Source organism: Vreelandella sedimenti (genome assembly GCF_013416325.1).
GTDB lineage: Bacteria > Pseudomonadota > Gammaproteobacteria > Pseudomonadales > Halomonadaceae > Vreelandella > Vreelandella sedimenti.
Genome location: NZ_JACCGK010000001.1, coordinates 132,679 through 156,069, shown reverse-complemented (window position 1 = coordinate 156,069; position 23,391 = coordinate 132,679). Strand labels below are relative to the sequence as shown.

Here is a 23,391-nt window from a genome sequence, read left to right as displayed (position 1 = left end):
ATGATTCCATCCCAACAGATCGCCATTATCGAAGCCCTTGATGCGGCGCGCGCCGCGCAGCCGCGCCTTCCCGCCATTGAGATTGCCGAACGCTTATCGATCAGTGAAGGCGAGCTACAGGCTGCCCGTTTAGGCCGTGACGTATGGACGCTGCCGCTCTCGCCCAGCGATATCGCTGCCTACCTGCCCCAACTGGGGCGGGTTAAGGCGTTGACCCGCTCCCGGTTGGCCGTGCTAGAGCAAACCGGCGACTACCCTGAACTAAGCGGCGGGGAGCATACTGGCCTGTTGCTCGACCCTGGCGGCCTGGATTTACGGCTGCTCTACACGAACTGGCACTGGGCCTGCCTGATTCGTGACCCTATGCCGGCCACCAGTGCGCAAGAGGCGCAGTGGCGCTGGAGCCTGCAGATATTTAATCAACATGGCTGCGCCGTTCACAAATGCTTTGCCCTGGAGAACCCACTGCCGCGTCCCTGGGGTGCCTTAGCGGCCTTGGGCACCCGGGACACTCCGGCATTTACCCAAAGCATGCCCCGCCTAAACCGCCCACTGCCCGAAGCGCCGACCCTCGCTAGCGAGTGGGGCGCGATGCGCGATGTGCACCAGTTCTTTGCCCTCCTCCAGCGCCATCATCTGGAGCGTATTGAGGCCAACCAGTTAATGGAAGGACGCTACACCCAAACGCTGCCCGTCAATTCCCTGGAAACAGTGCTTCAGCACGCCAGCCTTCGCGCGCTGCCGTTGATGCTGTTTGTCGCTAGCCCCGGCTGCGTGCAAATACGCACCGGCACATTGCCCGCCCCTCAACGCGCCCGCGGCTGGCTAAACCTTTTTGGCGAGCAGTTCACCCTGCACCTTGATGACACTGCGATTGACCAAGTGTGGCAAGTTAGCAAACCCAACCGCGACGGCGGCGTGACCAGCATCGAGGCCTTCGATACCGAAGGCTCGCTAGTGCTGCAACTTTACGCGGAACGCCAGGAAGGCCGGGCGGAGCGCCGCGAGTGGCGGCAATTGCTGGATGAACTCGGCAGCCAAGAGGCGGTGGCATGACCTCCTACTATATAAAGACGCGATTGTTGGGGATAGCTGTATTGGGATGGCTACTGGCTGGCACACCTTTGGCCCATGCTAACGAGCGTTGGGTGGTGCTGGGCGGCGATATCGCCGAAACCGTTGCCGCCCTGGAGGCCAACATTAATGTCATTGCTCGGGATGACACGGTGGTGTATCCAACGTCTATGGCGGCGCTGCCCTCGGTGGGTTATCTGCGCCAGCTCTCCGCTGAAAGCGTCCTGTCGGTTAAACCTGACCAGGTGTTAGCCGCCGGGCACGCAGGCCCCAAGGAAGTGCTTGAGCAGTTGGGGGCTGTCGGTGTCAGCGTAGAGCTCATCAGCGCACCGCCCACCCTTAATGCGATTGCCGATAAAGTCCGCGCCGTCGGCCAAGTAACTGACCGTCGCGACGCGGCAGAGGCCTTGGCAAACGCGTTGAACGCCAAACTTGACCGGCTAGCCAGCCTGTCTGCTCTACCCCCCACTCGCGCCATGTTTATCATGCAGCATAGCGGCTTAACACCCCGGGCGGCAGGCAGCGACACGGCGGCGCATACCGCGCTCGAAGCAGTGGGCCTGGCAAATGCCTTCGCCGAGATGCAGGGCTACCACAGCGTGGGCGCCGAAGCCCTGGCTCGGCAGGCGCCGGAGATTGTGGTTGTCTCGGAACGGGGCTTGGCGGCAATGGGCGGTGAAGCGGCGCTATGGCAACTGCCCGGCATGGCGTTAACACCTGCAGGCCGCGCACGGCAATTTATCGTGATTAACGACCAAGCGCTGCTGGGCTTTGGCCCTCGTGCCCCTGATCAATTGCTCACCTTGCGTCAGGACGTCGAAGCTCTACTAGGCATAACCGCCACTGCTCTGATAAGCCCATGATTGCAATACTTAATGCCTACCGCTATCGCATGCTGATTCCAGTTAACCGCACAACCCGCGTGCTCGCAGGATTAACCGCTGCGCTGTTGCTGGCCTTAGTCTGGGCTGCCGCCTCTGGCGCGCTGGGTATCTCGCTCTGGGAAGTACTCCGCGGCCAGGAAGACCCGTTCAGTGTGCAAGTTTGGTGGCAGTTGCGCCTGCCACGCCTACTGCTGGGTGTAGCGGTGGGGGCGATGCTTGCCGGTAGCGGCGCCGCCATGCAGGGACTGTTTCGTAACCCGCTGGCAGACCCCACCCTGCTCGGCCTTGCCAGTGGTGCCGGGCTATTTGTAGCGCTGTGGATTGTGTTCTTTCAAGACAGCGGCGCAGGCAGCCTTTACGGTCAGTTTGCGGCAGGTTTCCTGGGCGCCTTATGCGTCTGTTTGATCGTATTTGGCATCGCCAAGCGCCAGGGCGGCGGCAGTGCTGCGGTAATGACCCTTTTACTGGCTGGTTTGGCCATCAACACCCTAGCCGGGGCTGGCGGTGGGGTTTTAGCCTTTATCGCCAGCGATGAACAGCTACGCCAGCTTAGTTTATGGGGCATGGGTACGCTCACTAACGCCCTGTGGCGCACCACGGCGCTCGCCCTGGTACTCATTGCCGCTGCCCTGTGGCTGTTAATGCGTAGCGCTCGTGAACTCGACCTGCTCCAGCTAGGCGAAGCTACCGCGCATGCGGCGGGGCTGGATGCAAGCCGCTTAAAACACCGGGTGGTGGTCGCGACCTCGCTGGGCGTAGGCCTATGTGTAGCGCTAACGGGCGTGATTGGCTTTTTGGGCCTGCTGGTACCCCACTGCCTGCGGCTTTGGTTAGGGCCTAGCCATCGGCTGCTGCTGCCCGCCTCAATGCTCGGCGGCGCGTTGCTGCTGGTCGTTGCTGATACGCTAGCCCGCACCATCGCTGCCCCGGCAGAAATCCCCGTGGGTCTGCTGACTAGCCTGCTCGGCGGCCCCTATTTCCTGTACCTACTGATGCGCAGGAACCGAGCATGCTAACGCTCCATCAGGCTGGCTTGACTAACACTCCCGCTATCGCCCCACTAGACGGCACGATTCGACCCGGCGAGCTGCTTGCCATTGTCGGCCCCAACGGTGCGGGCAAGAGCACGCTGCTCAGTATGCTGTCGGGCTTTCGCAGCGCCGAACAGGGCGAGCTACATCTGGATGGCAAACCCTTGCGCGCATGGCCCATCACCGAGCTTGCCAACCGGCGGGCGCTGGTCGCCCAGCAGGAACTTCCTGGCTTTGACTGGCAAACTAACGAGCTGTTGAGCCTAGGCAGTAACCCGTCCAAATCTCTGGTCGCGGCGCTACTTGACGACCTGGATATTACCCACCTCGCCAAGCGCAGCGTGCTCTCGCTTTCCGGCGGAGAACGCCAGCGGGTGATGATCGCCCGAGGCGCCTGCCAGCTACTTTCGAGGTGTTCTCCCACCGCCAAGGAGGGCGGTATTTTACTGCTGGACGAACCGACCAGCGCCTTGGATATCGGCCAGCAGCAGCGGCTGATGCGCCAACTACGCAGCTGGGCCACCCAGCACCACATGGCCATTGTTTGCGTGCTTCACGACCTGAATCTCGCCAGCACCTACGCTGACCGGGTATGGCTGCTGCATCAAGGGCAGCGTATTGACCATGGCCTACCCAACCAAGTGCTCAACCCCGCGACCATTGCCAAGATTTACGCGGCCGAGCTGCAGCGCATTGAGGGCGGCACCCACGGCAAGCCCCTGCTTGCCCTGGCGCCTTAAGACGGCTTTCAGCAGCCAACGAGTCGAGTGGCAAAGCCCTCATATAAGTCCATACTTATCCATACGTAACGGGCAATATAGGCATCACCGTGTGCCAATTGGGGAGCAAGAATGAGACTGATCAGCCTCATGTGGGTAATTCTGGCAGGGTTGAGTTTTAGCATCGGAGTACTAGGCATTTTTCTACCCCTGCTGCCTACCACCGTGTTTATGCTAATAGCGGTTTACTGTGCTTCCAAAGGCTCACCGCGTTTTGAAGCCTGGATCCGCTCCCGCCACTATGTCGGCCCCCTACTGGTTAACTGGGAACAAGAGCGCGCGATACCCAGGCGCGCTAAGTTGGCGGCTGTTAGCATGATCGCATTGAGTGCGCTGATCACCAGTTGGTCACTCGGCCCCGGCTGGACTCGCTGGGGCGTGATCGCCCTACTGGTGCTGACTGCCGTTTGGTTGGCCACCCGGCCAGAGCCTTCGTCTTCGCCTTAACACGCGACTAAATTGGCACCTTATGGGTCGAGACCACCTCCCGCAGCCCCATGAACGAGCGGATCTGGCGTACCCCGGGTAGGTAGAGCAGCTGTTCGGCGTGCAGCCTATTAAAGCTTTGGCTGTCCCGGGTGCGCACCAGCATGAAGTAATCAAACTCCCCGGTCACCACGTGACACTCCATGCAGCCTGACACCTTCTGGGCCGACTCTTCAAAGGCGGCGAAGGATTCCGGCGTCGAGCGATCCAGCACTACGCCAATCAATACCACCATACCTGCCTGGAGCTGCTCCGGGTCTAAATGCGCCACCACCCGGCTGATCACCCCATCCCGCTTGAGCTTTTCCACCCTGCGTAAGCACGCCGCCGGGCTCAAACTCACCTGCTCTGCCAACGCCACATTGGAGAGCGTGGCATCTTCCTGAAGCAGCTTAAGAATACGCCGATCTGTTCGGTCTAGTTCAGTGGCCTGATCATCAGGCTCAGGGCGTGAACGGGAGGATTTTGAGCGCACTATTATTTACCTTTTTTATCAAAAAACACTATTTAAAACCATATAAAACATTTTATATCAACTTTTATTGCTTTAAACAAGCCAACTTTGCAACACAAAAATCATAGCTAACACTTACTATTAATAGCAGAAAGCACGCCAATTGTTCACAACAACCTTAGCCGCCCTATATCGCACCCAATGTTTTCAAGCTGGAGATTGCTATGAACCTCGAACGCTTCCCACGTTACCCGCTTACCTTTGGCCCCTCTCCGATTACGCCGCTCAAGCGGCTAAGCGAGCATTTAGGCGGTGAAGTGGAGCTCTACGCCAAGCGCGAAGACTGCAACAGCGGCCTCGCCTTTGGTGGCAATAAGACCCGCAAGCTGGAGTACTTGATTCCCGAAGCGATTAAGCAGGGCTGCGATACGCTGGTATCGATTGGTGGTATTCAATCCAACCAGACCCGCCAGGTTGCCGCGGTGGCCGCTCACCTGGGTATGCAGTGCGTATTGGTGCAAGAGAACTGGGTTAACTACTCCGATGCAGTGTATGACCGCGTGGGCAACATCGAGATGTCACGGATTATGGGCGCCGATGTGCGCTTGGATGACGCGGGTTTCGATATCGGCATTCGCCCCAGCTGGGAGCAGGCGATGGAGGATGTTCGCCAGCGCGGTGGTAAGCCCTTCCCGATTCCCGCTGGCTGCTCCGAGCACCCTTACGGCGGTTTAGGCTTTGTAGGTTTTGCTGAAGAGGTGCGTCAGCAGGAGAACGAGCTGGGCTTTACGTTTGACTATATTGTGGTGTGCTCGGTCACCGGCAGCACCCAGGCAGGCATGGTGGTGGGGTTTGCCGCAGATGGCCGTGCCCAGCGAGTGATTGGCATTGATGCGTCAGCCAAGCCCGAACAAACTCGCGAACAGATCCTGCGTATAGCTCGCAACACCGCAGAACTAGTGGAGCTAGAAGGTGGCATCGCCGATGACGACGTGATACTTGATACCCGCTACGGCGGCCCAGAATATGGCCTACCTAATGAAGGTACACTGGAAGCTATTCGCCTATGCGCCCGCCTGGAAGGCGTACTCACCGACCCGGTTTACGAAGGCAAATCCATGCACGGTATGATAGACATGGTGCGCAACGGTGAATTTCCCGCTGGCTCAAAAGTGCTCTATGCCCACCTAGGCGGCGTACCTGCGCTGAATGCCTATAGTTTCCTATTTAGAAACGGGTAATAAAACACCTACCTCGAACCGTCTGATCCAGCGCCTCAATGACGCCGATCAGGCGGTTACTGCTGTACAAATAATGCACACCCTTTAGTCTTGGCGTATAAGATGTTCACTCATGAGGATACGCCATGTCTTCAACGCTTCCCGCCCATCTCACCCTTGACGAACTTGCCCACTACCCAGCACCGCTGCCCGAGATCGAAGTACACGGGCTCGATAGGGGCTGGTACATCGTTCGCCTGCATCAGGGTAACGCCATCAGCGTGCTTACCGACCAGAATGGCGAGACGCAACGCTTTACCGGTACGCAGTGGATTGGCCGTGCGCTGGCGCCGTTGGGTTTCACCCACGGGACACTGACCTGGGCCGACGCCGATGATGAGATGATTGGCACCGACGTACCGCCCGTTTCTGCCCAGCAGCGCATGGCCTATGGTGTTCGCGTGGCGTTCAACCATACCTGTCTATAACATTCATAAAGCGAGCCGCCAGGAGTTTGCACTTCTTTAATATTTAGCTTCCAACAAGGACGGACTCTATGCGCGATGATGAAAAATACACCAATTCCGAAGAGCAGCTACTCCACCTTCAAAACCTGCTAGATGACCCAGACACAACGGCACTAAAAGCGTATTTCTCTGAACTCGATATTTTAGACATCGCGCGAACACTGGAGTCCTTCCCGGCTAAAACGCGAGATTTTCTTTGGGAGTATGTTCCCGACGACTTTATCGGCGAGGTTCTCGCCGAAGTTGACGAAGACATCCGTGCTGACTACATCGAAGACTTATCGGCCAGCGATGTAGAAGAAATTGTTAAAGGCTTGGATGCTCAAGAAGTTGCTGAAGTTTTAGATGTTGCTGATGAAGCCATAAAAACCAGCGTCTACGCCAGCTTAGAGCAAGAGATCCGCGCCCAGGTTGAGAATCTTCACGCCTATGACGATGACGTGGTTGGCCGTTACATGGATCCCGAGACAGTCAATGTAAAACAGGGCGTGTCGTTAGAGGCCGTGCAGCGCTATATTCGCATCCACCATCTGCTCGACGATGAGTCGCAGCAGATCATGATTACGGATAAGGACAAACGCTTACTCGGCACTTTGACCCTGATTGATTTAATCAAGCAACCACAAGATGCGGTGGTTGATGATTATATGGATGACTTTTTCACCCTAAATGATCAAATGAAAGTCAGTGATGCGGCGGCGTTATTGCGTTCTAAAGAGCTGCCCTTTGTGCCCGTTTGCGATAGCGATGGGTTATTGGTAGGCCAGCTAAACGCCGCCGACGTACTTGAAATTACCCAAGACGACGCTGACATGACGCTAAAGCATATGTCCGGCGTCAGTAACGAAGAGGAAGTCTTCACGCCCGTTTTACGCAGTGCAAAAAGTCGTGGCATTTGGCTGGGTATTAATCTGTTAACGGCTTTTTTAGCTGCGTTCGTTATCGGGCAATTCGAAGCGGCATTAGATCAAATTGTAGCGCTGGCCATTTTGATGCCGGTGGTAGCGAGCATGGGAGGTATTGCTGGTAGCCAAACGCTCACTGTGGTTATACGCGGCCTGGCGCTGGGGCAGCTCGCGGGTAACAACGTCCGCTGGCTATATAACAAAGAGATGTGGGTGGGGATGAGTAACGGCTTGGTTTGGGCATTAGTGGTCGGCTTGATTTCCCATCTCTGGTTTGGCGACGCCATGATCACGCTGGTGATCACCCTGGCCATCTTTATCAATATGAGTCTCGCCAACTTATCCGGCGTACTCATTCCCATGGTGTTGAAAAAGCTCCAGATCGACCCCGCGTTATCCGGTGCGGTTATTTTGACGACTGTGACCGATGTGGTCGGATTTCTTTCATTCTTAGGGCTCGCGACGCTGATTATTTTGTGATTTTTTCTTTCCAGTCGGCATTTGGGCCTTTATAGAAAGGCCCAAACGCTTAGTGCAGTAGCAACGACTATACCATCACCCACTGCCCCATCTGATCTGACTTTTCGATGGCATCTATTAATCGATTAACCCGCGCGGCTTCGCTGAAGTCTGGATAGAGGGGACGATCGTTGATGATACCTTCCACCAGGTCGCGCACTTCGATAATCTTCTGATCGTTATAGCCCAGACCATGGCCCGGTGCGGGACTGAAGGCCGCATAGTCAGGGTGTTCGGGGCCCGCTAACAGGGTGGTGAACCCGCGCCTGCCATGGGCGTCGCCATGGCGATATAGCTGCAGCTCGCTCATGCGCTCCTGGTCAAACACAATGGCGCCTTTGGTGCCCGTTAGCGTGTAGGCCAAGCCCATTTTGCGACCAGCAGCCACCCGGGAGGTTTCGATATTACCGATTAATCCCTGGTCAAACCGCAGCATGGCCTGTGCTTGATCGTCGTTTTCCACCGATGCCATCCCACTGCCATTAGCATTGGGGCGCGAAGCAATAACGGTTTGTAGCTGGCCGCAAACCTCGGTAATGCGCTGCCCGGTTAAAAACTCGGCCATATTGAGAATATGCGACCCCACATCACCTAACGCACCGGCGCCTGCGGTCGCCCGCTTGGTATGCCAATCGTGGGGCTTTTGCGGGTCGAGCAGGTAATCCTCGTTGTGCCGACCACGAAAGTGAATCAGCTCTCCGATATCGCCGCTGGCAACAATCTGGCGGGCCAGCTGGGTGGCGGAATTGCGAATGTAGTTAAAGCCCACCAGGGTTTTGACGCCCGCCTTTTCAGCCGCGACGACCATCTCGTTGGCGTCTGCCGTGCTAAGCGCCAGCGGTTTTTCGGCGTAAACATGCTTACCAGCGGCAATGGCAGCCAGTGCCATCTCTTTATGCAGGAAATTAGGCGCGCAGATATCCACCACATCTACGACACTGTCGGCCACCAGAGCGCGCCAGTCATCGGTGGCGCGGGCAAATCCCCAAGCTCGCGCTCGGCTCTCCGCGGTGGCAAGATCAACATCCGCCAGCAGTTCGCAAACGGGTTTGGCGGGTAACTCAAAAACGCTGGACGCAGCGTTAAAGGCAATGGCGTGGGCTTTGCCCATAAAGCCGGTGCCGATGAGGCCAATTTTGAGGGTTTTCATTATCGTTATCCCTGTTAACAAGTTCATTGCCGGTAAAAAAATAACTGTTTTTACAAGCACTCGATGAAAGGGGTGTGAGGGCAGGTTGAAGCGAGGGTCTTTCGCCATAGATGGCGAAAGTAGCGCCCATGGACGGGTTCACAGCGCCCTCGCGGAAACCTGCCCTCATCACCTGATACACTGGCCGGTTTTAAAACAATAACGCCGGGCTGGGCCCGGCGTTGACTGGTGTCTTGCCCCCGTAGACTGTTTACATGGTCGGCATGGTGAAGTGGTTGGTCTCTTCACGAATACCGCTGGGCCAGCGCTGGGTGATGGTTTTCATCCGGGTGTAGAAACGCACACCGTCCGGGCCGTGCATATGCAGCGGGCCAAACAGCGAGCGCTTCCAGCCGCCGAAGCTGTGGAACGCCATGGGCACTGGAATCGGTACGTTAACGCCGACCATGCCGACCTGGATCTGCTCGCAGTACTGGCGCGCCGCATCGCCATCGCGGGTAAAGATCGCCGTTCCGTTACCGTATTCGTGGGCGTTGATCATGCTGACCGCTTCGTCGAAGCTCGCCACGCGGGTAATTGCCAGCACCGGGCCGAAGATCTCCTCGGAGTGAATACGCATGCAGGGCGTGACATGATCAAACAGGCTGCCGCCGATAAAGTAGCCATCGCCTGCGCCGTCAATCGTTGTCTGGCGACCGTCGACCACTAGCTCTGCGCCTTCATCCACGCCGGTTTGGATATAGCCTGCCACTTTGTCACGGTGCTCGCGGGTGATCAGCGGCCCCATATCGTTATCCGGGCCATCGACTAGGCCAGGCCCGACCGTCAGCTTATCCAGTTCGGCCACCAGTTTTTCGCGCAGGCGATTGGCGGTTTCTTCGCCCACGGGCACCGCCACCGAAATCGCCATGCAGCGCTCGCCAGCAGAGCCATAGGCCGCGCCCATCAGGGCACCCACGGCTTGATCGAGATCTGCATCGGGCATGATCACCATATGGTTTTTGGCACCGCCAAGGGCCTGAACGCGCTTGCCATGCTTGGATGCGGTAGCGTAGATATACTCGGCGATGGGCGTGGAGCCCACAAAGCTTACCGCCTGAACACACTCATCGGTGAGCAGTACATCCACCGCTTCTTTATCACCATTGACGACATTAAAGACGCCATCCGGCAGACCCGCTTCTTTAAGCAGCTCGGCTAAACGCAGCGGCGTAGAGGGGTCTTTCTCTGAAGGCTTCATGACGAAGGTGTTGCCGCAAGCCAGGGCGATGGGGAACATCCACATGGGCACCATGGCGGGGAAGTTGAACGGTGAGATACCTGCGCACACGCCCAGCGGCTGCATCATCGAGTAGCTATCGACGCCAGTGCCGACGTTCATGGAGTGCTCGCCCTTCTGCAAGTGGGGAATGCCGCAGGCAAACTCAACCACTTCCAGACCGCGGGTCACTTCGCCTTTGGCGTCTGAAAACACCTTGCCGTGTTCGCTGGAAATCAGTCGCGCCAGCTCATCGGTGTGCTCCTCAACCAGCGCTTTAAACTTGAACAGGATGCGCGAGCGCTTTAGCGGCGAAGTTTTTGACCAAGCGACAAAGGCATCATCGGCGATGCGCACTGCTTCGCGGGTCTCATCGGCGGTGGCCAGCGCCACCTGGGCGCTTTGCTCACCGGTCGCCGGATTATAAACCGGCGACGTGCGCTGGCTCTGACCGGCAGAGAGCTGACCATTGAGATAGTGGGATAGCGTCTTCATACGAGCTCCTGATTAAAAGGCGGCGGGTGCTTTTTAGCTGGCAATGTCGAAACCTGCCTGCTCGGCAAGTTGGCGTAAGTTGCGGTAACCGAGGCGGGCATATGTCAGCGGATGGGCAACTTCCGGGTCTTGTTCGGCTTCAACCACTAACCAGCCCTGGTAGCCCTGTTCGCACAGGTGGGTTAAGGCGGGCAGGAAATCCACATTGCCATCCCCCGGCACCGTAAACAGGCCGTCTAACACGCCGTTTAAAAAGCTTTTGTCGCGGTTGCGTACCGCGTCCAGCACTGGGAAGCGCAGATCTTTGCAGTGCACATGATGGATACGCTGGCTGTAGCGTTTGGCGACGGCGAGCGGGTCACCGCCAGCACCTCGCAAATGGCCAAAATCAAGCAGCAGCCCCACGCCTTCGCCGGTGTTGTCCATCAAGCGTTCAACGTCGGCCTGGCTTTCGATCACCGTGCCCAGGTGGTGGTGATACACCAGTTGAATGCCCTGGGACTTCAGGTAGTCGCCCACCACCTCCAGGCCATGCAGCAGGCGCTGCCACTCTTGCTCGGAAAGGTGCGGACGCTGGGAGAGCGGGCGCTCCTGATCGCCGTGTACACAATGGGTGACTTCACACAGCACCATTACTTTAGCGCCGCACTGCTTGAGCAGGTTCATATGATCCTGAATGGCTTCAATCTCTTCTTCAGGAGTGCGCTCCAGCAAGCGTGCGGAGTACCAGCCCGAAACGAGCACCAAGTCGTGAGCGCTAAGCACCTGACTCAAAGCGTCGGGCGTGCGGGGAAATTTATTACCCAGTTCAAAGCCGCTAAAGCCTGCTTCGCGCCCCTCTTTCAAACAGATTTCCAGCGGTGTTGCGCCACCCAGGCTGGGCAAGTCATCGTTCGTCCAGGTGAGCGGGTTAATGCCTAAAGTAACCGTTGGCATAGCGTATTCCTTGTGATTATGTTTGTTGGTATTAATGGCATTGGCGCTGCTTGGCCTCGCGATAGCCCTGATAAGCTTTATTGACCGCTTCACGCTCGGAAACCTCGGGCACGGCGACGTCCCACCAGGCACCGCCTTCCTGAGTGCTGGGTAATGGGTCAGTATCCAGAGCAATCACATAGGTCGAGGTGGCGCTGCGAGCGCGCACCAGCGCCTGCTCCAGCTCCGCAATGCCGCTTACCGATTCAGACTCACAGCCCAACGCTTTGGCATGGGCGGCAAAATCAGTTTTGGGGGCGCCAGCCTCCACAGTGCGGCAATCTTGCAGCAGGTTGTTGAATCCTGCGCCGCCTGTGGCCTGCTGCAAGCGGTTGATGCAGCCATAGCCGCGGTTATCCAACACCACCACAATCAGCTTGTGGCCTAGCATCACCGAGGTCGCCAGCTCCGAGTTGTGCATCAGGTAGCTGCCGTCGCCCACCATCACCACCACTTCGTTGTCGGGCTTGGCCATCTTGACGCCCAGCCCGCCCGCAATTTCATAGCCCATGCAGGAGAAGCCGTACTCCACGTGGTAACTGCCGGGGCCTGAGCATTGCCAGAGCTTATGTAGCTCGCCGGGCAAGCCACCGGCCGCGCATACCACGGTGGTATCGTCGCCTGCCTGACGATTGACGGCGCCGATCACCTGGGCATCGGTAGGCAGCGCCAGCCCTTGGTCGGCGGTCACACGGCGCACGATTTCGGCCCATTCGCGCTTGAGCGTTCCGGTTTGTTCGCGCCATTCATTGCTGCCGCGCCATTCACCCAGCGCCGCGTCGAGTTGACCCAGCCCGACCAAGGCGTCGCAGCTTAGCGGCAGCGCTTGATGCTTGAGGCTGTCGAAACGGCCAACGTTGAGGGCGATCAGCATTTTTTCGCTGCCTTCAAACAGTGCTCGTGAGCCAGTGGTAAAGTCTTGCAGTCGCGTGCCCACCGCCAAAATGACATCCGCCTGCTCCGCCAACTGATTGGCGGCTGCGCTGCCGGTCACCCCAATGGCACCCACCGCGCAAGGGTGGCTATCGGCCAGTGCGCCCTTCCCCGCCTGGGTTTCAGCCACAGGGATGCCGCGCGCTTTGGCAAACTCTGCCAGGGCGTCGCAGGCAGCAGCGTAATGCACGCCGCCACCGGCGATAATCAGCGGGCGTTTGGCCTGTTGCAGCGCGGCGATGGCTTGACGAAGCTCGTAAGCATCCGGCGGCGAGCGGCGAATGCGATGTACCTTGGGGGCAAAAAACGCCTCCGGGTAATCGTAGGCAAAGGTTTGCACATCCTGGGGCAGCGCCAGAGTCGCGGGGCCGCAGTGCTCAGGGTCAAGCAGGGTGGCAATCGCCTGGGGTAAGCTGGTCAGCAGCTGTTCCGGGCGATTAATACGGTCGAAGTAGCGCGATACCGGGCGAAAACAGTCGTTGACGGTAATGGTCGGGTCACCGAAATGTTCCACCTGCTGCAATACCGGATCCGGTTCGCGGGTGGCAAAGGTGTCCCCCGGCAGCAGCAAGATCGGCAAACGGTTGGCGTGAGCGAGTGCCGCAGCGGTGACCATGTTGGTCGCACCTGGGCCGATGGAACTGGTCGCAGCCATTAACCGTTGGCGGCCATTGGCTTTAGCAAAAGCAATCGCCGCGTGGGCCATGGACTGTTCGTTATGGGCGCGGAAGGTGGGCAGCGTGTCTTTTACCTGATAGAGCGCTTCACCCATTCCCGCCACATTGCCATGACCAAAAATCGCAAACGCGCCTTCAAACAGCGCCACCTCTTGGCCATCAACCTCAATACGCTGGGCGGCGAGGTACTTGACCAGCGCCTGGGCCATGGTGAGTCGAATGGTGCTCATCTTACGCCTCCTCGGTGTTAGCCAGGGTTTGCGGCTGCGCCTGCCTTAATTGCCGCCACGCTTTTATCAGTTCGGCATAGTTCTGGGCGACCCGCTCTACCAAGCTAGCGTCGTCGATACGCCCGGCCAGCCAATCACGACTCGCACTGGCAAATAGCGTGCGGCCAACGGTGAACCCCTTACAGCAGGCATGATTGGCCGCTGCTTTAAAGCCGCGTTTCATTTCGTCCATAGGGGCGTCGAGCCCGAGCAGTACCACCCCACGGCAGTAAGCATCCTCGCGCTCAATGGTTTCACTCGCCGCCTTCCAGGCTGCATCTGACATGGCAGGTAGTTTCCACCAGTCAGGACGAATGCCGAGGTTGTAGAGCCGCTGAAGGCTGCGCGGCAAGGTAGTGTCGTCATTGGGCATGTTCGCGGGGGGAATGACCTCAATTAGCAGTTCCAGCCCATAAGCACAGGCCGCCTGGTAGAGCTGGCGTAGCCGCTCCTCCTGCTCCAGGCGCAGTGAGATTTCATCGTCAGGGTGGTAGAACACCAGGCATTTAATGATCTGTTCTCTAGGCCAGTTACGCAGGCAGGCACCTAAATCATCGCCATGCTGGAAACGCAGCGGGCGTGAGCCTGGGAGCTCTACCGGTCGACCAATCCACCAGCCTTTTCCACTGGCTTGATTGAGCGCGTCTTGACCCAATACGTCGTCTACCAGAATCGCGGGGGTGGTAATACCGCCCAGCTTGGCACCCTCTTCGGCGGCGGTGACCAGGAGTTTTTTAAGTGCTGGCAGCCGCGCGCTGTCGGCATACTCTTCGCGGGCCATATCGGTGAGCTGGCGGCGGTGGTCAAACGCCAGCCCGAGTACTTCAGGCCACTGAACGGGCACTCGGGTGGTGACGCGGTGTAAATGATTCAGGCGTTGATCGATATCCGGACGGGGCACCTCATCGCGGCGTGCCAGGTAATCGAATAACTCGTCCTCTGTGGGCATGGCCGGGGCACAGCCGTGGCGGGAGACCACCAGCGCGCCACAGGCATTGGCGTAACCCGCGCTGGTTTGCCAGGGTTCATTGCGTAGCCAGCCACGTAGCAGCCCGCTCATAAAGGCATCTCCGGCGCCCAGTACATTGAGCACCTCGACCTGTACGCCCTTAACTAAAATGCCGTCTTCAATGCGTTCAGGAATAGCACCTTCAAATACCACACAGCCCATGGGCCCCAGCTTGCATACCAGGGTGGCCTGGCTAACCTCGCGCACCGCGCGCAGGGCCGCTAAAGTGTCCGTGCTGCCGCCGGCAATATGAAACTCCTCTTCGGTGCCTACAATTAGATCAAAATCTGGCAACCAGCGTTGAAGATCTGTAGTGACTTTTTCATCCGCGATAAAACGGGTTTCACCATCGCCAGGGTTAGTCAGCCCCCACAGCACGGGGCGATAGTCGATATCCAGCACCCGCTTCACGCCATAATGGGCGGCGGCGTCCAGTGCCTTGCGGCAGGCTCGGCGGGTGGTATCGGTAGAAAGGTGGGTGCCGGTGATCGCCAGCGCCTTGGCCCGGGCGATATATTCAGGGTCAATAGCGTCGGCGTCGATGGCCATATCCGCACAGTCACGGCGATAAAACAGTAGTGGAAAACTCTCGCGATCTTTTAACGCCAGCAGCACCAGGCCGGTGTGGCGCTCAGGGTCGGTTTGTAGCGCGGTGGTATCTACCCCCACCCGCTCCAGCTCTTCGCGCACGAAGTTGCCCATCTGCTCGTCGCCAACTCGCGAGAGCATGGCGGATTTTAATCCTAGGCGCGCAGTGCCGTAGGCCATATTGCCCGAGCTGCCGCCGAGGTACTTGGCAAAGCTGGCTACATCTTCCAGGCGACTGCCAATCTGCTCGGCGTAGAGATCAACCGCCACGCGCCCCAGGCAAATCAGGTCAAGCGGTCGGTGTTGACTATTGTTATTCAGCATAAATGTCTCCCCACGTCACAAATTCGTGGTACTGGTCACAAGATGGCACTGGGCATGCAAGCGTCTTGGGTGGCAATCGATAAGGCTTATCAACCGCTGCTTAAATTGAGAAGGCAGCACGGAATCGCTCGAGCGCGAGGTCGTCGTCGCCAGAGGCCCAGCCTTCCAGCCCTACGGTGCCTCGGTAGCCCATGTCGTTCAGCGCTTTGGCAATGGCCGGGTAGTTAATCTCGCCAGTCCCCGGTTCGCAGCGCCCAGGCACATCAGCCACCTGCACTTCACCAATGTACGGCCCGCAGCGGCGAATCAATTCGATCAGATTACCCTCGCCAATTTGGGCGTGATAAACGTCCAACATAATGCGCAAGCTGGGCCGATCAACACTTTCCACCAGCGCTAGAACATCTTCCAAGCGCGCAAACGGCACACCGGGGTGATCAACGTCGGTATTGAGGTTTTCAAGCACAAAGGTGACGTCGTTCTGCTCGCCCAGATCCGCCAGTCGATTGAGTGTGTCGCGGGCTTTTAGCCACATAGCGCCAGTCATCTGCTGGCAAGGCTGAACGGGCAACCCATTACCATCTAGCCCGGTGCCGTGAAGGTTAAGGCGCGGAATGCCAAGGCGCTTTGCTACCTCGACCGACTGAGCGGAGGTGCGTAGCAGTTCATCTGCCCCAGCTGCATCCGCCAGGGTGCCGGTGACATAGCCGGTCATGGATGAAAACGTCGCCCCGCTATTGGCCAGTGCATCAATGTCGTGCTTAGTCCAGTCCCAGATTTCGACTTGAAAGCCCAAATCAGAAATGCGCTTAATTCGTTCCAACACGGGTAAATCGCGGAAAACCATTTCAGCGCAAACGGCCAGCGTGAACGGGGATGATGGGGTAGGTTTAGTCATCATGGCTCCTTAATAGCCGCTCGCCGTTCGCGGTGAAGGGGGTTCAGTGCTGCCTGTTTCATCCGCAGGCTGAGTGTCTTGATCGGCTAAGCTGGCCTTCTTGGCTTTATCGTCCCGCTGGAATTCCGCAAGCTCCGCATCCAGGCTTTCAAGCTCAGCGCCACCCGCCATCATATTGAGCACTTCTTCGCGGCTGACTTCTTCTTTGCGGAAGGAGCCCAAACTGCCGCCGCGTGACAATAGGGTGAACGCATCGGCCACTGGGTAAGCATGATGAACGTTGTGGGTAATAAAGATGACCGCAAGGCCATCGGCGCGGGCTTTGGCAATGTAGCGTAGTACGACGGAGGCCTGCTTGACACCAAGCGCTGACGTGGGCTCATCAAGGATCAGCACTTTGGCGCCAAAATAGACGGCACGGGCAATCGCCACACACTGGCGCTCCCCGCCTGAAAGCGTACCCACTGGCTGGCTTGGGTCGCGTACATCGATACCTATTTTAGCCATTTCCTCTTTGGCAACCCGGTCGGCATATTTCCAATCAATCCGCTTTAAAGGCCCCCAACCTACCGTCGGTTCGCGACCCATAAAAAAGTTACGGGTAATCGACATCAAAGGCACCATCGCCAGATCCTGGAAAACGGTGGCGATACCGGCGTCTAGTGCATAAGCCGGGGACTTGAAACGAGCGGGTTTTCCATCCAGTAGCATCTCGCCATGGGTGGGCTGGTGAACACCGGAAAGGGTTTTAATCAACGTTGACTTGCCAGCACCGTTATCCCCCAGCAGGCACATTACCTCACCGGAATAGACCTGCATCGAGATATCACTGATGGCGATAACGCTGCCGAAGTGTTTGCTGACACTGCGCATTTCAATCATTGGAGTGCGTGCAGTCATGTTATTTAGCCTCCATCGCCTTTTTGCGCATGTAATTGTTGAATAGCACCGCCACCAGTAACATCACGCCCAGGAAAACCTGGAACCAATCCGTGTTAACGCCAGTGTAAAAAATGCCCATTTGCACCATACCGAAGATCAGCGCACCCAGCGCTGCACCTATAGCAGAGCCATAACCACCGGTCAGCAAAGCACCGCCAATGACGACGGCAATAATGGCTTCCAGTTCTTTTAGCAGACCACGGATGGTGTCCGCCGAACCGGTATCCATCACCTGAATGCAGGCAAAGATGGTTGCGGAGAAAGCGGTGAACATGAACAGTGAAATCTTGACGCGGTGGACGGGGACGCCCGAATTGCGCGCCGCATTGGCATCGCCGCCGCTGGCGAAGATCCAGTTGCCGTAAGGCGTGCACAGCAGCACCCAAGTCGCTACAGCGGTTAAGCCCAGCCACCAGACAATCGAGACGGGAATGCCGGTGACCGTGGGGTTGCCCGCAAAGTTGGTCGCCATCCAGCCATTTGCCGCCATCCAGCTAAATAGTCCCGTAGCGACTTCTCCAGAGAAAAGCGCCGCGAACCAATCTCCGGGGATATGATCCTGCACTCCCCCCACCTGAGTACGTCCCGTCAACAACCGGCTAGTACCGATAGCCAGGCCACGCAGAATGAACAGGAAGCCTAAGGTAACGATAAATGACGGCAACCCCGTTTTATTGACTAGATTGCCGTTAATCCAGCCCACCAGGCCCGCACAGGCGAACGCCAATAAAATAGCGGCCCATAGTGGCCAGCCATACTCCACCGCAGGGATGGCAATTAGAATGCCCGCCAAGCCAATCATCGAACCTATCGAAAGATCAAACTCTCCGCCGATCATCAGCAACGCAGCCGCCGTGGCGATAATGCCGAGCTGAGCGGCGACTTCAAGAAAATTAATAATACCCGCTGGGGTAAACATCCCAGTGCCGCTGGAAGCAGCGATAAAAAAGGCAAGCACCAACACGGCACCAGCCAGCGCTCCCAACTCCGGGCGATTAAGCGCTTTCTTCCAGAAAGAGACTCTCTGGATACGCTCATCTTGATCAACCGTTGCTGGCGCAACCGATTGTTTCGTTTCAGTGGAATTCATGGTGACCGACTCCCAAGGCTCGACACCGCCGAGCCTTTTCCGATTAGGTAGTTATCAACGGATGCCCTGGCTACTCAACTCAATGACCTGTGCAGCGTTCTCTTGAGTGACAAACCCTGGGCCGGTGGCAACATCCCCTGCGGGTAGCAGCCCGTTCTTGACGAACTGATCGAGGAACATAACGGGCAAGTAGCCCTGCATGTACTGCTGTTGGTCGATCGCAAAGTCCAGCTCCCCCGCATCCAAAGCCTCCAAAATACCGGGTGATAGATCAAAGGTACCGAGGGTGAACATATCGGTTGCCCCCTGCTCGCGCATGGCCCGAATCATCGGATCAGCGGCCAATGCACCCAAGGTCAGCACACCACGCACATCACTGTTCTCGTTGAGGTACGCGACAATGGCATTGCGAATATTGGTGGGGTCGTAGGTAGTCGCTAGCTGCTCAGCATTGCCGTCAAAGCCCTCGACAAATCCATCACAACGCTGATCAAGTCCCTGATTACCTTGTTCATGGTTAACACAGACGCCTTTCTCAACGCCCAGTTCCTGCATGCGCTCGGCGGCCTGTTTGCCCGCCTCGTATTCACTCTGCCCAATGTGCAGCCGGGCACCATAATCCCTTGCCACGTCGCCGCCGGAGTTAATGGTGATCACTGGAATGCCGTTGTCGACAGCATTTTGTACAGCACCACCCAGGGCATTTTCGTCGGTGAAAGAAAGGATCAAACCGTCTGGTTGAGACGCTACCGCCGCCTGTACAAGCTGTTGCATCTTGGCCATATCAAAGGTGGACGGTGCACGGTATTCCAGCTCTGCGCCCACGAGATCAGCAGCTGCCTCTGCGCCGTTTTTCACCACTGACCAGAAAGGGTCAGAGGGGACACCATGGGTCACCATGACGAAACGGCTCGCTTCTTGTTCCGGTTCTTGTGCTTGTGCTTGTGCGGCACCTGCCATTAATGCCGTGGTGGCGGCAGAGGCTAGAAGCCATTGAGATAGACGTGCCATAAATAATTCCTCTTAACGTTATCGTTGTTGGTAGGGAAGTGACATTAAATGCCTTGGCGCTATGGAATATAGGTTCCAAGTAGCAATTACTGCAAATTATTTATTCTATACTTTGGTATAAATGGAATATTTATTCCAATCAACTAGACTGCATGACAGCCAGCCACTTTGCTCAGTGCTACTTCCCAGTCGTGCATGAGTGAATGAGTGGTACATGAGTTAACGCTAAGGAATTTGTATGTCGCAGCCACCACAAAGCTACCGTGAGCTGGAAATTCTGATCACTGCCGAGTACGCCACGCTAAGCAAACGTTTGCAGCAAACCGCGCGTTTTATGCTTGATCACCCCCAGGAGGTTGCTTTAGCGACCGTGGCCAAAATTGCCGAGCAGGCAGATGTCACTCCATCCACCTTAATTCGCTTGGCCAATAGCTTGGGCTTTAAGGGCTTTTCCGAAATGCAGCAGCTGTTTCGCAGCCGTCTGGTCGATGAGCTGCCTAACTACACCGAGCGAATCCGTGCGGTACGCAGCGCCACCGGAGAAACACCGGATAGTACCCAGCTGTTATGGGAATTCGCCGATGCCAACCGCGCCGTGCTTGAGCAGCTACCCAGCCGCATTAATCCAGAGAGCCTGGAAAAAGCGTTGGATATTTTTGAGAAGGCGCACGCCATTCATGTGATGGGCGCACGACGAAGCTTCATGGTAGCCAGCTACATGACCTATGCCTTAGCGCATGTGGATAAACCTGCGCTGCTGGTCAATGGTTTGGGAGGGATGTACGGCGAGCAACTACGCGCTATGAGCCAACATGACGCCCTGTTAACCATCAGCTTTTCTCCCTATGCCGAAGAGAGCCAAAAAGCCTGCGAGGATGCCCATCAGCGCGGTCTACCTATTGTGGTGATTACCGACTCGAATCTCAGCCCGCTGGCCCGCTTCGCGGATGTCGTCTTCGTGGTCAACGAAGCCGAAGTGAAAAGTTTCCGTAGTTTGACCGCGTCGCTCTGCTTGACCCAGACCTTGGCAATTGCCCTGGGCGTGCGGCAAGACAAAACACGCGACAAAGAAAAAGGCCATGACAAAAAGCGCAAGGCCTAAACACCAGAAACAAGCCAACAGCAAAAACAAAACAGGAGAGCTTATGAAACTCGCACTCATCGGCGCTGGACGCATCGGCAAGGTGCACGCCCAGGCCATTTACTCGCACCCGAACGTTACGCTGGCCGCCGTGGCTGATTTTCATCAGCCTGCCGCAGAAGCGTTGGCCGAGCAGTACGCCAGCCGAGCGGTCTCTGTGGATGAAATCTTCGCGGACGACGCCATTGATGCCGTACTGATTGCTTCAAGCACGCCCACCCACGCGGAGTATCTGGAGCGTGCCGCACGCGCGGGCAAGGCGGTTCTATGCGAAAAGCCCATCGCCCTGGATTTAGCCCGCACGCGAGATGCTCTGCAGGTACTCAGTGAGCATCCAGTGACCTGTGCACTAGGCTTTAATCGTCGCCACGATCCTCAGTTTGCGGCACTGAAAAAAGCGATTACCGGAGGCCGTATTGGCGCGCTGGAAACGCTGACTATCATCAGCCGCGACCCCTCTCCCCCGCCCGCTGAGTATATAGGCGATTCTGGCGGCCTGTTTCGGGACATGATGATTCACGATCTAGACATGGCGCGCTGGCTACTCGATGAACCCATCGAAAGTGTCTTTGCCGTTGGTAGCAGCATTATTGACCCTGCTATTGGCGAGGCGGGCGACGTGGATACCGCGATGGTTACTCTCACCACGGCCAGCGGAAAACTATGCCAAATCAGCAACTCACGACGCGCCTGCTACGGCTACGATCAGCGTATCGAAGCCTTTGGTAGCCAAGGCATGCTGCAGGCCCAAAACGAAAGCGACACCCGTCTGCGCTTCACTGGTGAAGCGGGGCAGGTGGAGGAGAAACCCAAGTGGTTCTTCCTAGAGCGCTATGCCCAGGCCTATCAACTTGAAATTGGTGATTTTGTTGCCGCTTGGCAAGAGAAACGTGCACCACTCGCAGGTGCCCAGGATGGCTTAGAGGCGTTGCGCTTAGCCGATGCAGCGGAGCGTTCATTGCGTGAAGGGCGCAAAATTCTTCTCGACGCCTCGGTGTAAACAGACACCAATGTACCTATTTTTCAGACCATTCATATCGTAAACGGCTAGCTGCCAACAGAGCAGCTAGCCATCAGAAGGAGCGACATATGGCTTCCCTACTGGTACGCCCCACCGCCCCAGACAGCCAAGGCAGCGTGATTAACGTTACCCCTGAATCGGCTGGCTGGACGCACGTTGGCTTTCGGGTGCATAAACTCGCCAAAGGCCAGCGCCTGGAGGCCAGCAGCGATGATCAGGAAATCTGCCTGGTGCTGCTCTCCGGTCGCGCCAATGTGGTCTGCGGCGAGCACCGTTTTGACGACATCGGCGAGCGCATGGATATTTTTGAGCAGATTCCGCCCTATGCGGTTTACCTGCCTGACCATGTTAGCTACTCGGTGGAGGCGACAACGGACTTAGAGCTAGCGGTGTGCGCCGCCCCTGGGCATGGCAACCATGCCCCACGGCTCATCGTGCCTGACAATATCAAGCAAAGCACCCGTGGCCAGGGCACCAACACCCGCCATGTTCACGATATTCTGCCGGAAACCGAGCCCGCCGATAGCCTATTAGTAGTCGAAGTATTCACACCCGCGGGTAACTGGTCGAGCTACCCACCCCATAAACACGATGTGGATAACTTACCCCAGGAATCACTCCTGGAAGAAACCTACTACCACCGCATTAACCCTGAACAAGGGTTCGCCTTTCAGCGCGTTTATACCGATGATCGCAGCCTAGACGAGACGATGGCGGTGGAAAACGGCTGCTGTGTGTTGGTTCCCAAGGGTTACCACCCTGTGGGCGCCTCTCATGGTTACTCGCTCTACTACTTAAATGTGATGGCGGGGCCCAAGCGGGTATGGAAATTTCACAACGACCCCGACCACGAGTGGCTAATGAACGCTTGATGGAACGACACTTCGCCCGCTAACATTTATCTAATGTTATGCTAACTAGCCCCGCTAATGCGGGGCTTTTTTGTGGTTCACTTTTTTGCGTATCCAGAGGCCTCAATGCTCCCCGACTACTCCGTCATCGCCTGGTTGTTAATTGCATTTTCCGTTTACCTGACCGGTGTTTCAAAAGGTGGCTTTGCGGGTGGTTTTGGCACGCTCTCGGTACCGCTAATGGCGCTGGCGATCAGCCCCGCCCAGGCAGCGGGCTTACTACTGCCGCTACTGCTGGTGATGGACGTGTTTGCGGTGAAAGCATGGTGGGGCAAGCAATCAAACGCCGAAGTCTGGCGCTTTGTGCCGGGCTTATTCATTGGCGTGGCAGTCGGCACGCTGCTGTTTGGCAGCCTGAGCGAGCAGGGCTTGCGCCTGACACTTGGCGTTATCACTTTGCTGTTCGCCGCTTACATGCTACTCAAGCCCGTCGCCAAAAAGCCCATTTCTTCCCGTTGGGCCCTACCCGCAGCAAGCGTCTGCGGCTTTACCAGCTTTATGGCCCATGCGGGAGCGCCGCCGCTAAACGTGTATCTACTGCCGCGCAAACTCTCTAAAGAGACCTTTATCGCCACCTGCGCGGTATCCTTTGCGGTGGTCAACGTGATTAAACTGGCCCCTTATATGTGGCTTGGTGAGATCAACGTCACCAGCGCTTGGGCGTCGCTGCTGCTAGTGCCCATCGCCTGGATCGGCGTGCGCAACGGCCTCTGGCTACAAAGCCGTGTAAACGAAGCGCTGTTTTATCGATTGGTGATTTTAGCCATGTTTTTGGTCGGTTTTAATCTAATTTGGCAGGCGCTGAAATAGTTATCGCTGA

At 57.1% G+C, this 23,391-nt stretch carries 21 protein-coding genes and 1 pseudogene; 12 read left to right on the top strand and 10 right to left on the bottom strand.

All coding sequences use genetic code 11. The annotated features are described in order from the left end of the window. The 5 genes and pseudogenes from HZU72_RS00670 (at position 1) to HZU72_RS00650 (ending at position 4,215) form a co-directional block, all read left to right on the top strand. Complete coding sequence (locus HZU72_RS00670; protein ID WP_180089638.1) at positions 1–1,056, top strand: ChuX/HutX family heme-like substrate-binding protein; 1,056 nt, start codon at positions 1–3, stop codon at positions 1,054–1,056. Further along, on the top strand, positions 1,053–1,937 hold the full coding sequence (locus HZU72_RS00665; RefSeq protein WP_180089636.1) for a heme/hemin ABC transporter substrate-binding protein: 885 nt from the start codon (positions 1,053–1,055) through the stop codon (positions 1,935–1,937). The genes HZU72_RS00670 and HZU72_RS00665 overlap by 4 nt, the downstream gene beginning before the upstream one ends. Further along, positions 1,934–2,974 carry a FecCD family ABC transporter permease gene (locus HZU72_RS00660; RefSeq protein WP_180089634.1) on the top strand — a complete coding sequence of 347 codons (1,041 nt, stop codon included), beginning with the start codon at positions 1,934–1,936 and terminating at the stop codon, positions 2,972–2,974. Before HZU72_RS00665 ends, HZU72_RS00660 begins: the two co-directional genes overlap by 4 nt. Positions 2,975–3,027: 53 nt before the next feature. Continuing rightward, positions 3,028–3,729 (top strand): annotated as a pseudogene (locus HZU72_RS00655) (ATP-binding cassette domain-containing protein); the annotation flags it as partial. 111 nt (positions 3,730–3,840) lie between these two features. Then, on the top strand, positions 3,841–4,215 hold the full coding sequence (locus tag HZU72_RS00650; RefSeq protein ID WP_235975860.1) for a YbaN family protein: 375 nt from the start codon (positions 3,841–3,843) through the stop codon (positions 4,213–4,215). 7 nt (positions 4,216–4,222) lie between these two features. Here the strand turns inward: HZU72_RS00650 and HZU72_RS24095 are convergent, their stop codons facing one another. Then, positions 4,223–4,729: an Lrp/AsnC family transcriptional regulator gene (locus HZU72_RS24095; RefSeq protein WP_180089630.1), complete on the bottom strand. Its 507-nt coding sequence runs from the start codon at positions 4,727–4,729 to the stop codon at positions 4,223–4,225. Between the two features lie 203 nt (positions 4,730–4,932). On the opposite strand from HZU72_RS24095, the gene HZU72_RS00640 reads away from it, so the two are divergent. The 3 genes from HZU72_RS00640 to mgtE all read left to right on the top strand — a co-directional run bounded on the left by HZU72_RS00640 (position 4,933) and on the right by mgtE (position 7,840). Next, positions 4,933–5,949 carry a 1-aminocyclopropane-1-carboxylate deaminase gene (locus tag HZU72_RS00640; protein WP_180089628.1) on the top strand — a complete coding sequence of 339 codons (1,017 nt, stop codon included), beginning with the start codon at positions 4,933–4,935 and terminating at the stop codon, positions 5,947–5,949. A gap of 125 nt (positions 5,950–6,074) precedes the next feature. Beyond that, positions 6,075–6,416 (top strand): DUF6482 family protein, encoded by a 342-nt coding sequence (locus tag HZU72_RS00635; protein WP_180089626.1) that lies wholly within the window; start codon positions 6,075–6,077, stop codon positions 6,414–6,416. A 68-nt stretch (positions 6,417–6,484) separates the two neighbouring features. After that, positions 6,485–7,840: a magnesium transporter gene (gene mgtE, locus HZU72_RS00630; RefSeq protein WP_180089624.1), complete on the top strand. Its 1,356-nt coding sequence runs from the start codon at positions 6,485–6,487 to the stop codon at positions 7,838–7,840. Between the two features lie 67 nt (positions 7,841–7,907). Here mgtE and HZU72_RS00625 read toward each other — a convergent pair whose 3' ends face one another. The 9 genes from HZU72_RS00625 to HZU72_RS00585 form a co-directional block, all read right to left on the bottom strand. After that, positions 7,908–9,029 (bottom strand): Gfo/Idh/MocA family protein, encoded by a 1,122-nt coding sequence (locus HZU72_RS00625; protein WP_180089622.1) that lies wholly within the window; start codon positions 9,027–9,029, stop codon positions 7,908–7,910. A 250-nt stretch (positions 9,030–9,279) separates the two neighbouring features. Next, positions 9,280–10,782 carry a CoA-acylating methylmalonate-semialdehyde dehydrogenase gene (locus HZU72_RS00620; protein WP_180089620.1) on the bottom strand — a complete coding sequence of 501 codons (1,503 nt, stop codon included), beginning with the start codon at positions 10,780–10,782 and terminating at the stop codon, positions 9,280–9,282. A gap of 33 nt (positions 10,783–10,815) precedes the next feature. Continuing rightward, a complete protein-coding gene (gene iolE / locus HZU72_RS00615) occupies positions 10,816–11,718 on the bottom strand; it encodes a myo-inosose-2 dehydratase (protein ID WP_180089618.1) in 903 nt (300 codons plus the stop codon). A gap of 31 nt (positions 11,719–11,749) precedes the next feature. Further along, the gene (gene iolD / locus HZU72_RS00610; RefSeq protein ID WP_180089616.1) at positions 11,750–13,597 is read right to left on the bottom strand and encodes a 3D-(3,5/4)-trihydroxycyclohexane-1,2-dione acylhydrolase (decyclizing); all 1,848 of its coding nucleotides are present in this window, start codon (positions 13,595–13,597) and stop codon (positions 11,750–11,752) included. A 1-nt stretch (position 13,598) separates the two neighbouring features. Next, a complete protein-coding gene (locus HZU72_RS00605; protein ID WP_180089614.1) occupies positions 13,599–15,557 on the bottom strand; it encodes a bifunctional 5-dehydro-2-deoxygluconokinase/5-dehydro-2-deoxyphosphogluconate aldolase in 1,959 nt (652 codons plus the stop codon). Positions 15,558–15,657: 100 nt separating this feature from the next. Next, complete coding sequence (locus HZU72_RS00600) at positions 15,658–16,455, bottom strand: TIM barrel protein (RefSeq protein ID WP_235975858.1); 798 nt, start codon at positions 16,453–16,455, stop codon at positions 15,658–15,660. Between the two features lie 9 nt (positions 16,456–16,464). Then, positions 16,465–17,355, bottom strand: coding sequence for an ATP-binding cassette domain-containing protein (locus HZU72_RS00595; protein ID WP_180089610.1), 891 nt, complete (start codon positions 17,353–17,355; stop codon positions 16,465–16,467). 1 nt (position 17,356) lies between these two features. Beyond that, the gene (locus HZU72_RS00590; protein WP_180089608.1) at positions 17,357–18,487 is read right to left on the bottom strand and encodes an ABC transporter permease; all 1,131 of its coding nucleotides are present in this window, start codon (positions 18,485–18,487) and stop codon (positions 17,357–17,359) included. Positions 18,488–18,541: 54 nt separating this feature from the next. Further along, positions 18,542–19,498, bottom strand: a complete 957-nt coding sequence (locus tag HZU72_RS00585) for a sugar ABC transporter substrate-binding protein (RefSeq protein WP_180089606.1) — start codon at positions 19,496–19,498, stop codon at positions 18,542–18,544. A 238-nt stretch (positions 19,499–19,736) separates the two neighbouring features. Between HZU72_RS00585 and HZU72_RS00580 the strand changes: the two genes are divergently transcribed. From HZU72_RS00580 to HZU72_RS00565, 4 genes are all read left to right on the top strand, one after another. Then, positions 19,737–20,600, top strand: a complete 864-nt coding sequence (locus HZU72_RS00580; protein WP_180089605.1) for a MurR/RpiR family transcriptional regulator — start codon at positions 19,737–19,739, stop codon at positions 20,598–20,600. A 43-nt stretch (positions 20,601–20,643) separates the two neighbouring features. Continuing rightward, positions 20,644–21,639: an inositol 2-dehydrogenase gene (gene iolG / locus HZU72_RS00575; RefSeq protein WP_180089603.1), complete on the top strand. Its 996-nt coding sequence runs from the start codon at positions 20,644–20,646 to the stop codon at positions 21,637–21,639. Positions 21,640–21,728: 89 nt separating this feature from the next. After that, on the top strand, positions 21,729–22,532 hold the full coding sequence (gene iolB, locus HZU72_RS00570) for a 5-deoxy-glucuronate isomerase (protein ID WP_180089601.1): 804 nt from the start codon (positions 21,729–21,731) through the stop codon (positions 22,530–22,532). 105 nt (positions 22,533–22,637) lie between these two features. Continuing rightward, on the top strand, positions 22,638–23,381 hold the full coding sequence (locus tag HZU72_RS00565; protein ID WP_035583564.1) for a sulfite exporter TauE/SafE family protein: 744 nt from the start codon (positions 22,638–22,640) through the stop codon (positions 23,379–23,381). Positions 23,382–23,391 lie beyond the last annotated feature (10 nt).

Bases quoted from the DNA above. Each gene is read 5' to 3' on its own strand.
- HZU72_RS00665 (WP_180089636.1), top strand. From the start codon at position 1,053: ATGACCTCCTACTATATAAAGACGCGATTGTTGGGGATAGCTGTATTG.
- HZU72_RS00580 (WP_180089605.1), top strand. From the start codon at position 19,737: ATGTCGCAGCCACCACAAAGCTACCGTGAGCTGGAAATTCTGATCACT.
- iolE (WP_180089618.1), bottom strand. From the start codon at position 11,718: ATGCCAACGGTTACTTTAGGCATTAACCCGCTCACCTGGACGAACGAT.
- HZU72_RS00605 (WP_180089614.1), bottom strand. From the start codon at position 15,557: ATGCTGAATAACAATAGTCAACACCGACCGCTTGACCTGATTTGCCTG.
- iolD (WP_180089616.1), bottom strand. From the start codon at position 13,597: ATGAGCACCATTCGACTCACCATGGCCCAGGCGCTGGTCAAGTACCTC.
- HZU72_RS00595 (WP_180089610.1), bottom strand. From the start codon at position 17,355: ATGACTGCACGCACTCCAATGATTGAAATGCGCAGTGTCAGCAAACAC.
- iolG (WP_180089603.1), top strand. From the start codon at position 20,644: ATGAAACTCGCACTCATCGGCGCTGGACGCATCGGCAAGGTGCACGCC.
- HZU72_RS00625 (WP_180089622.1), bottom strand. From the start codon at position 9,029: ATGAAAACCCTCAAAATTGGCCTCATCGGCACCGGCTTTATGGGCAAA.
- HZU72_RS00590 (WP_180089608.1), bottom strand. From the start codon at position 18,487: ATGAATTCCACTGAAACGAAACAATCGGTTGCGCCAGCAACGGTTGAT.
- HZU72_RS00640 (WP_180089628.1), top strand. From the start codon at position 4,933: ATGAACCTCGAACGCTTCCCACGTTACCCGCTTACCTTTGGCCCCTCT.
- HZU72_RS00600 (WP_235975858.1), bottom strand. From the start codon at position 16,455: ATGACTAAACCTACCCCATCATCCCCGTTCACGCTGGCCGTTTGCGCT.
- HZU72_RS00620 (WP_180089620.1), bottom strand. From the start codon at position 10,782: ATGAAGACGCTATCCCACTATCTCAATGGTCAGCTCTCTGCCGGTCAG.
- HZU72_RS00565 (WP_035583564.1), top strand. From the start codon at position 22,638: ATGCTCCCCGACTACTCCGTCATCGCCTGGTTGTTAATTGCATTTTCC.
- iolB (WP_180089601.1), top strand. From the start codon at position 21,729: ATGGCTTCCCTACTGGTACGCCCCACCGCCCCAGACAGCCAAGGCAGC.
- HZU72_RS00670 (WP_180089638.1), top strand. From the start codon at position 1: ATGATTCCATCCCAACAGATCGCCATTATCGAAGCCCTTGATGCGGCG.
- HZU72_RS00635 (WP_180089626.1), top strand. From the start codon at position 6,075: ATGTCTTCAACGCTTCCCGCCCATCTCACCCTTGACGAACTTGCCCAC.
- HZU72_RS00585 (WP_180089606.1), bottom strand. From the start codon at position 19,498: ATGGCACGTCTATCTCAATGGCTTCTAGCCTCTGCCGCCACCACGGCA.
- HZU72_RS00650 (WP_235975860.1), top strand. From the start codon at position 3,841: ATGAGACTGATCAGCCTCATGTGGGTAATTCTGGCAGGGTTGAGTTTT.
- mgtE (WP_180089624.1), top strand. From the start codon at position 6,485: ATGCGCGATGATGAAAAATACACCAATTCCGAAGAGCAGCTACTCCAC.
- HZU72_RS00660 (WP_180089634.1), top strand. From the start codon at position 1,934: ATGATTGCAATACTTAATGCCTACCGCTATCGCATGCTGATTCCAGTT.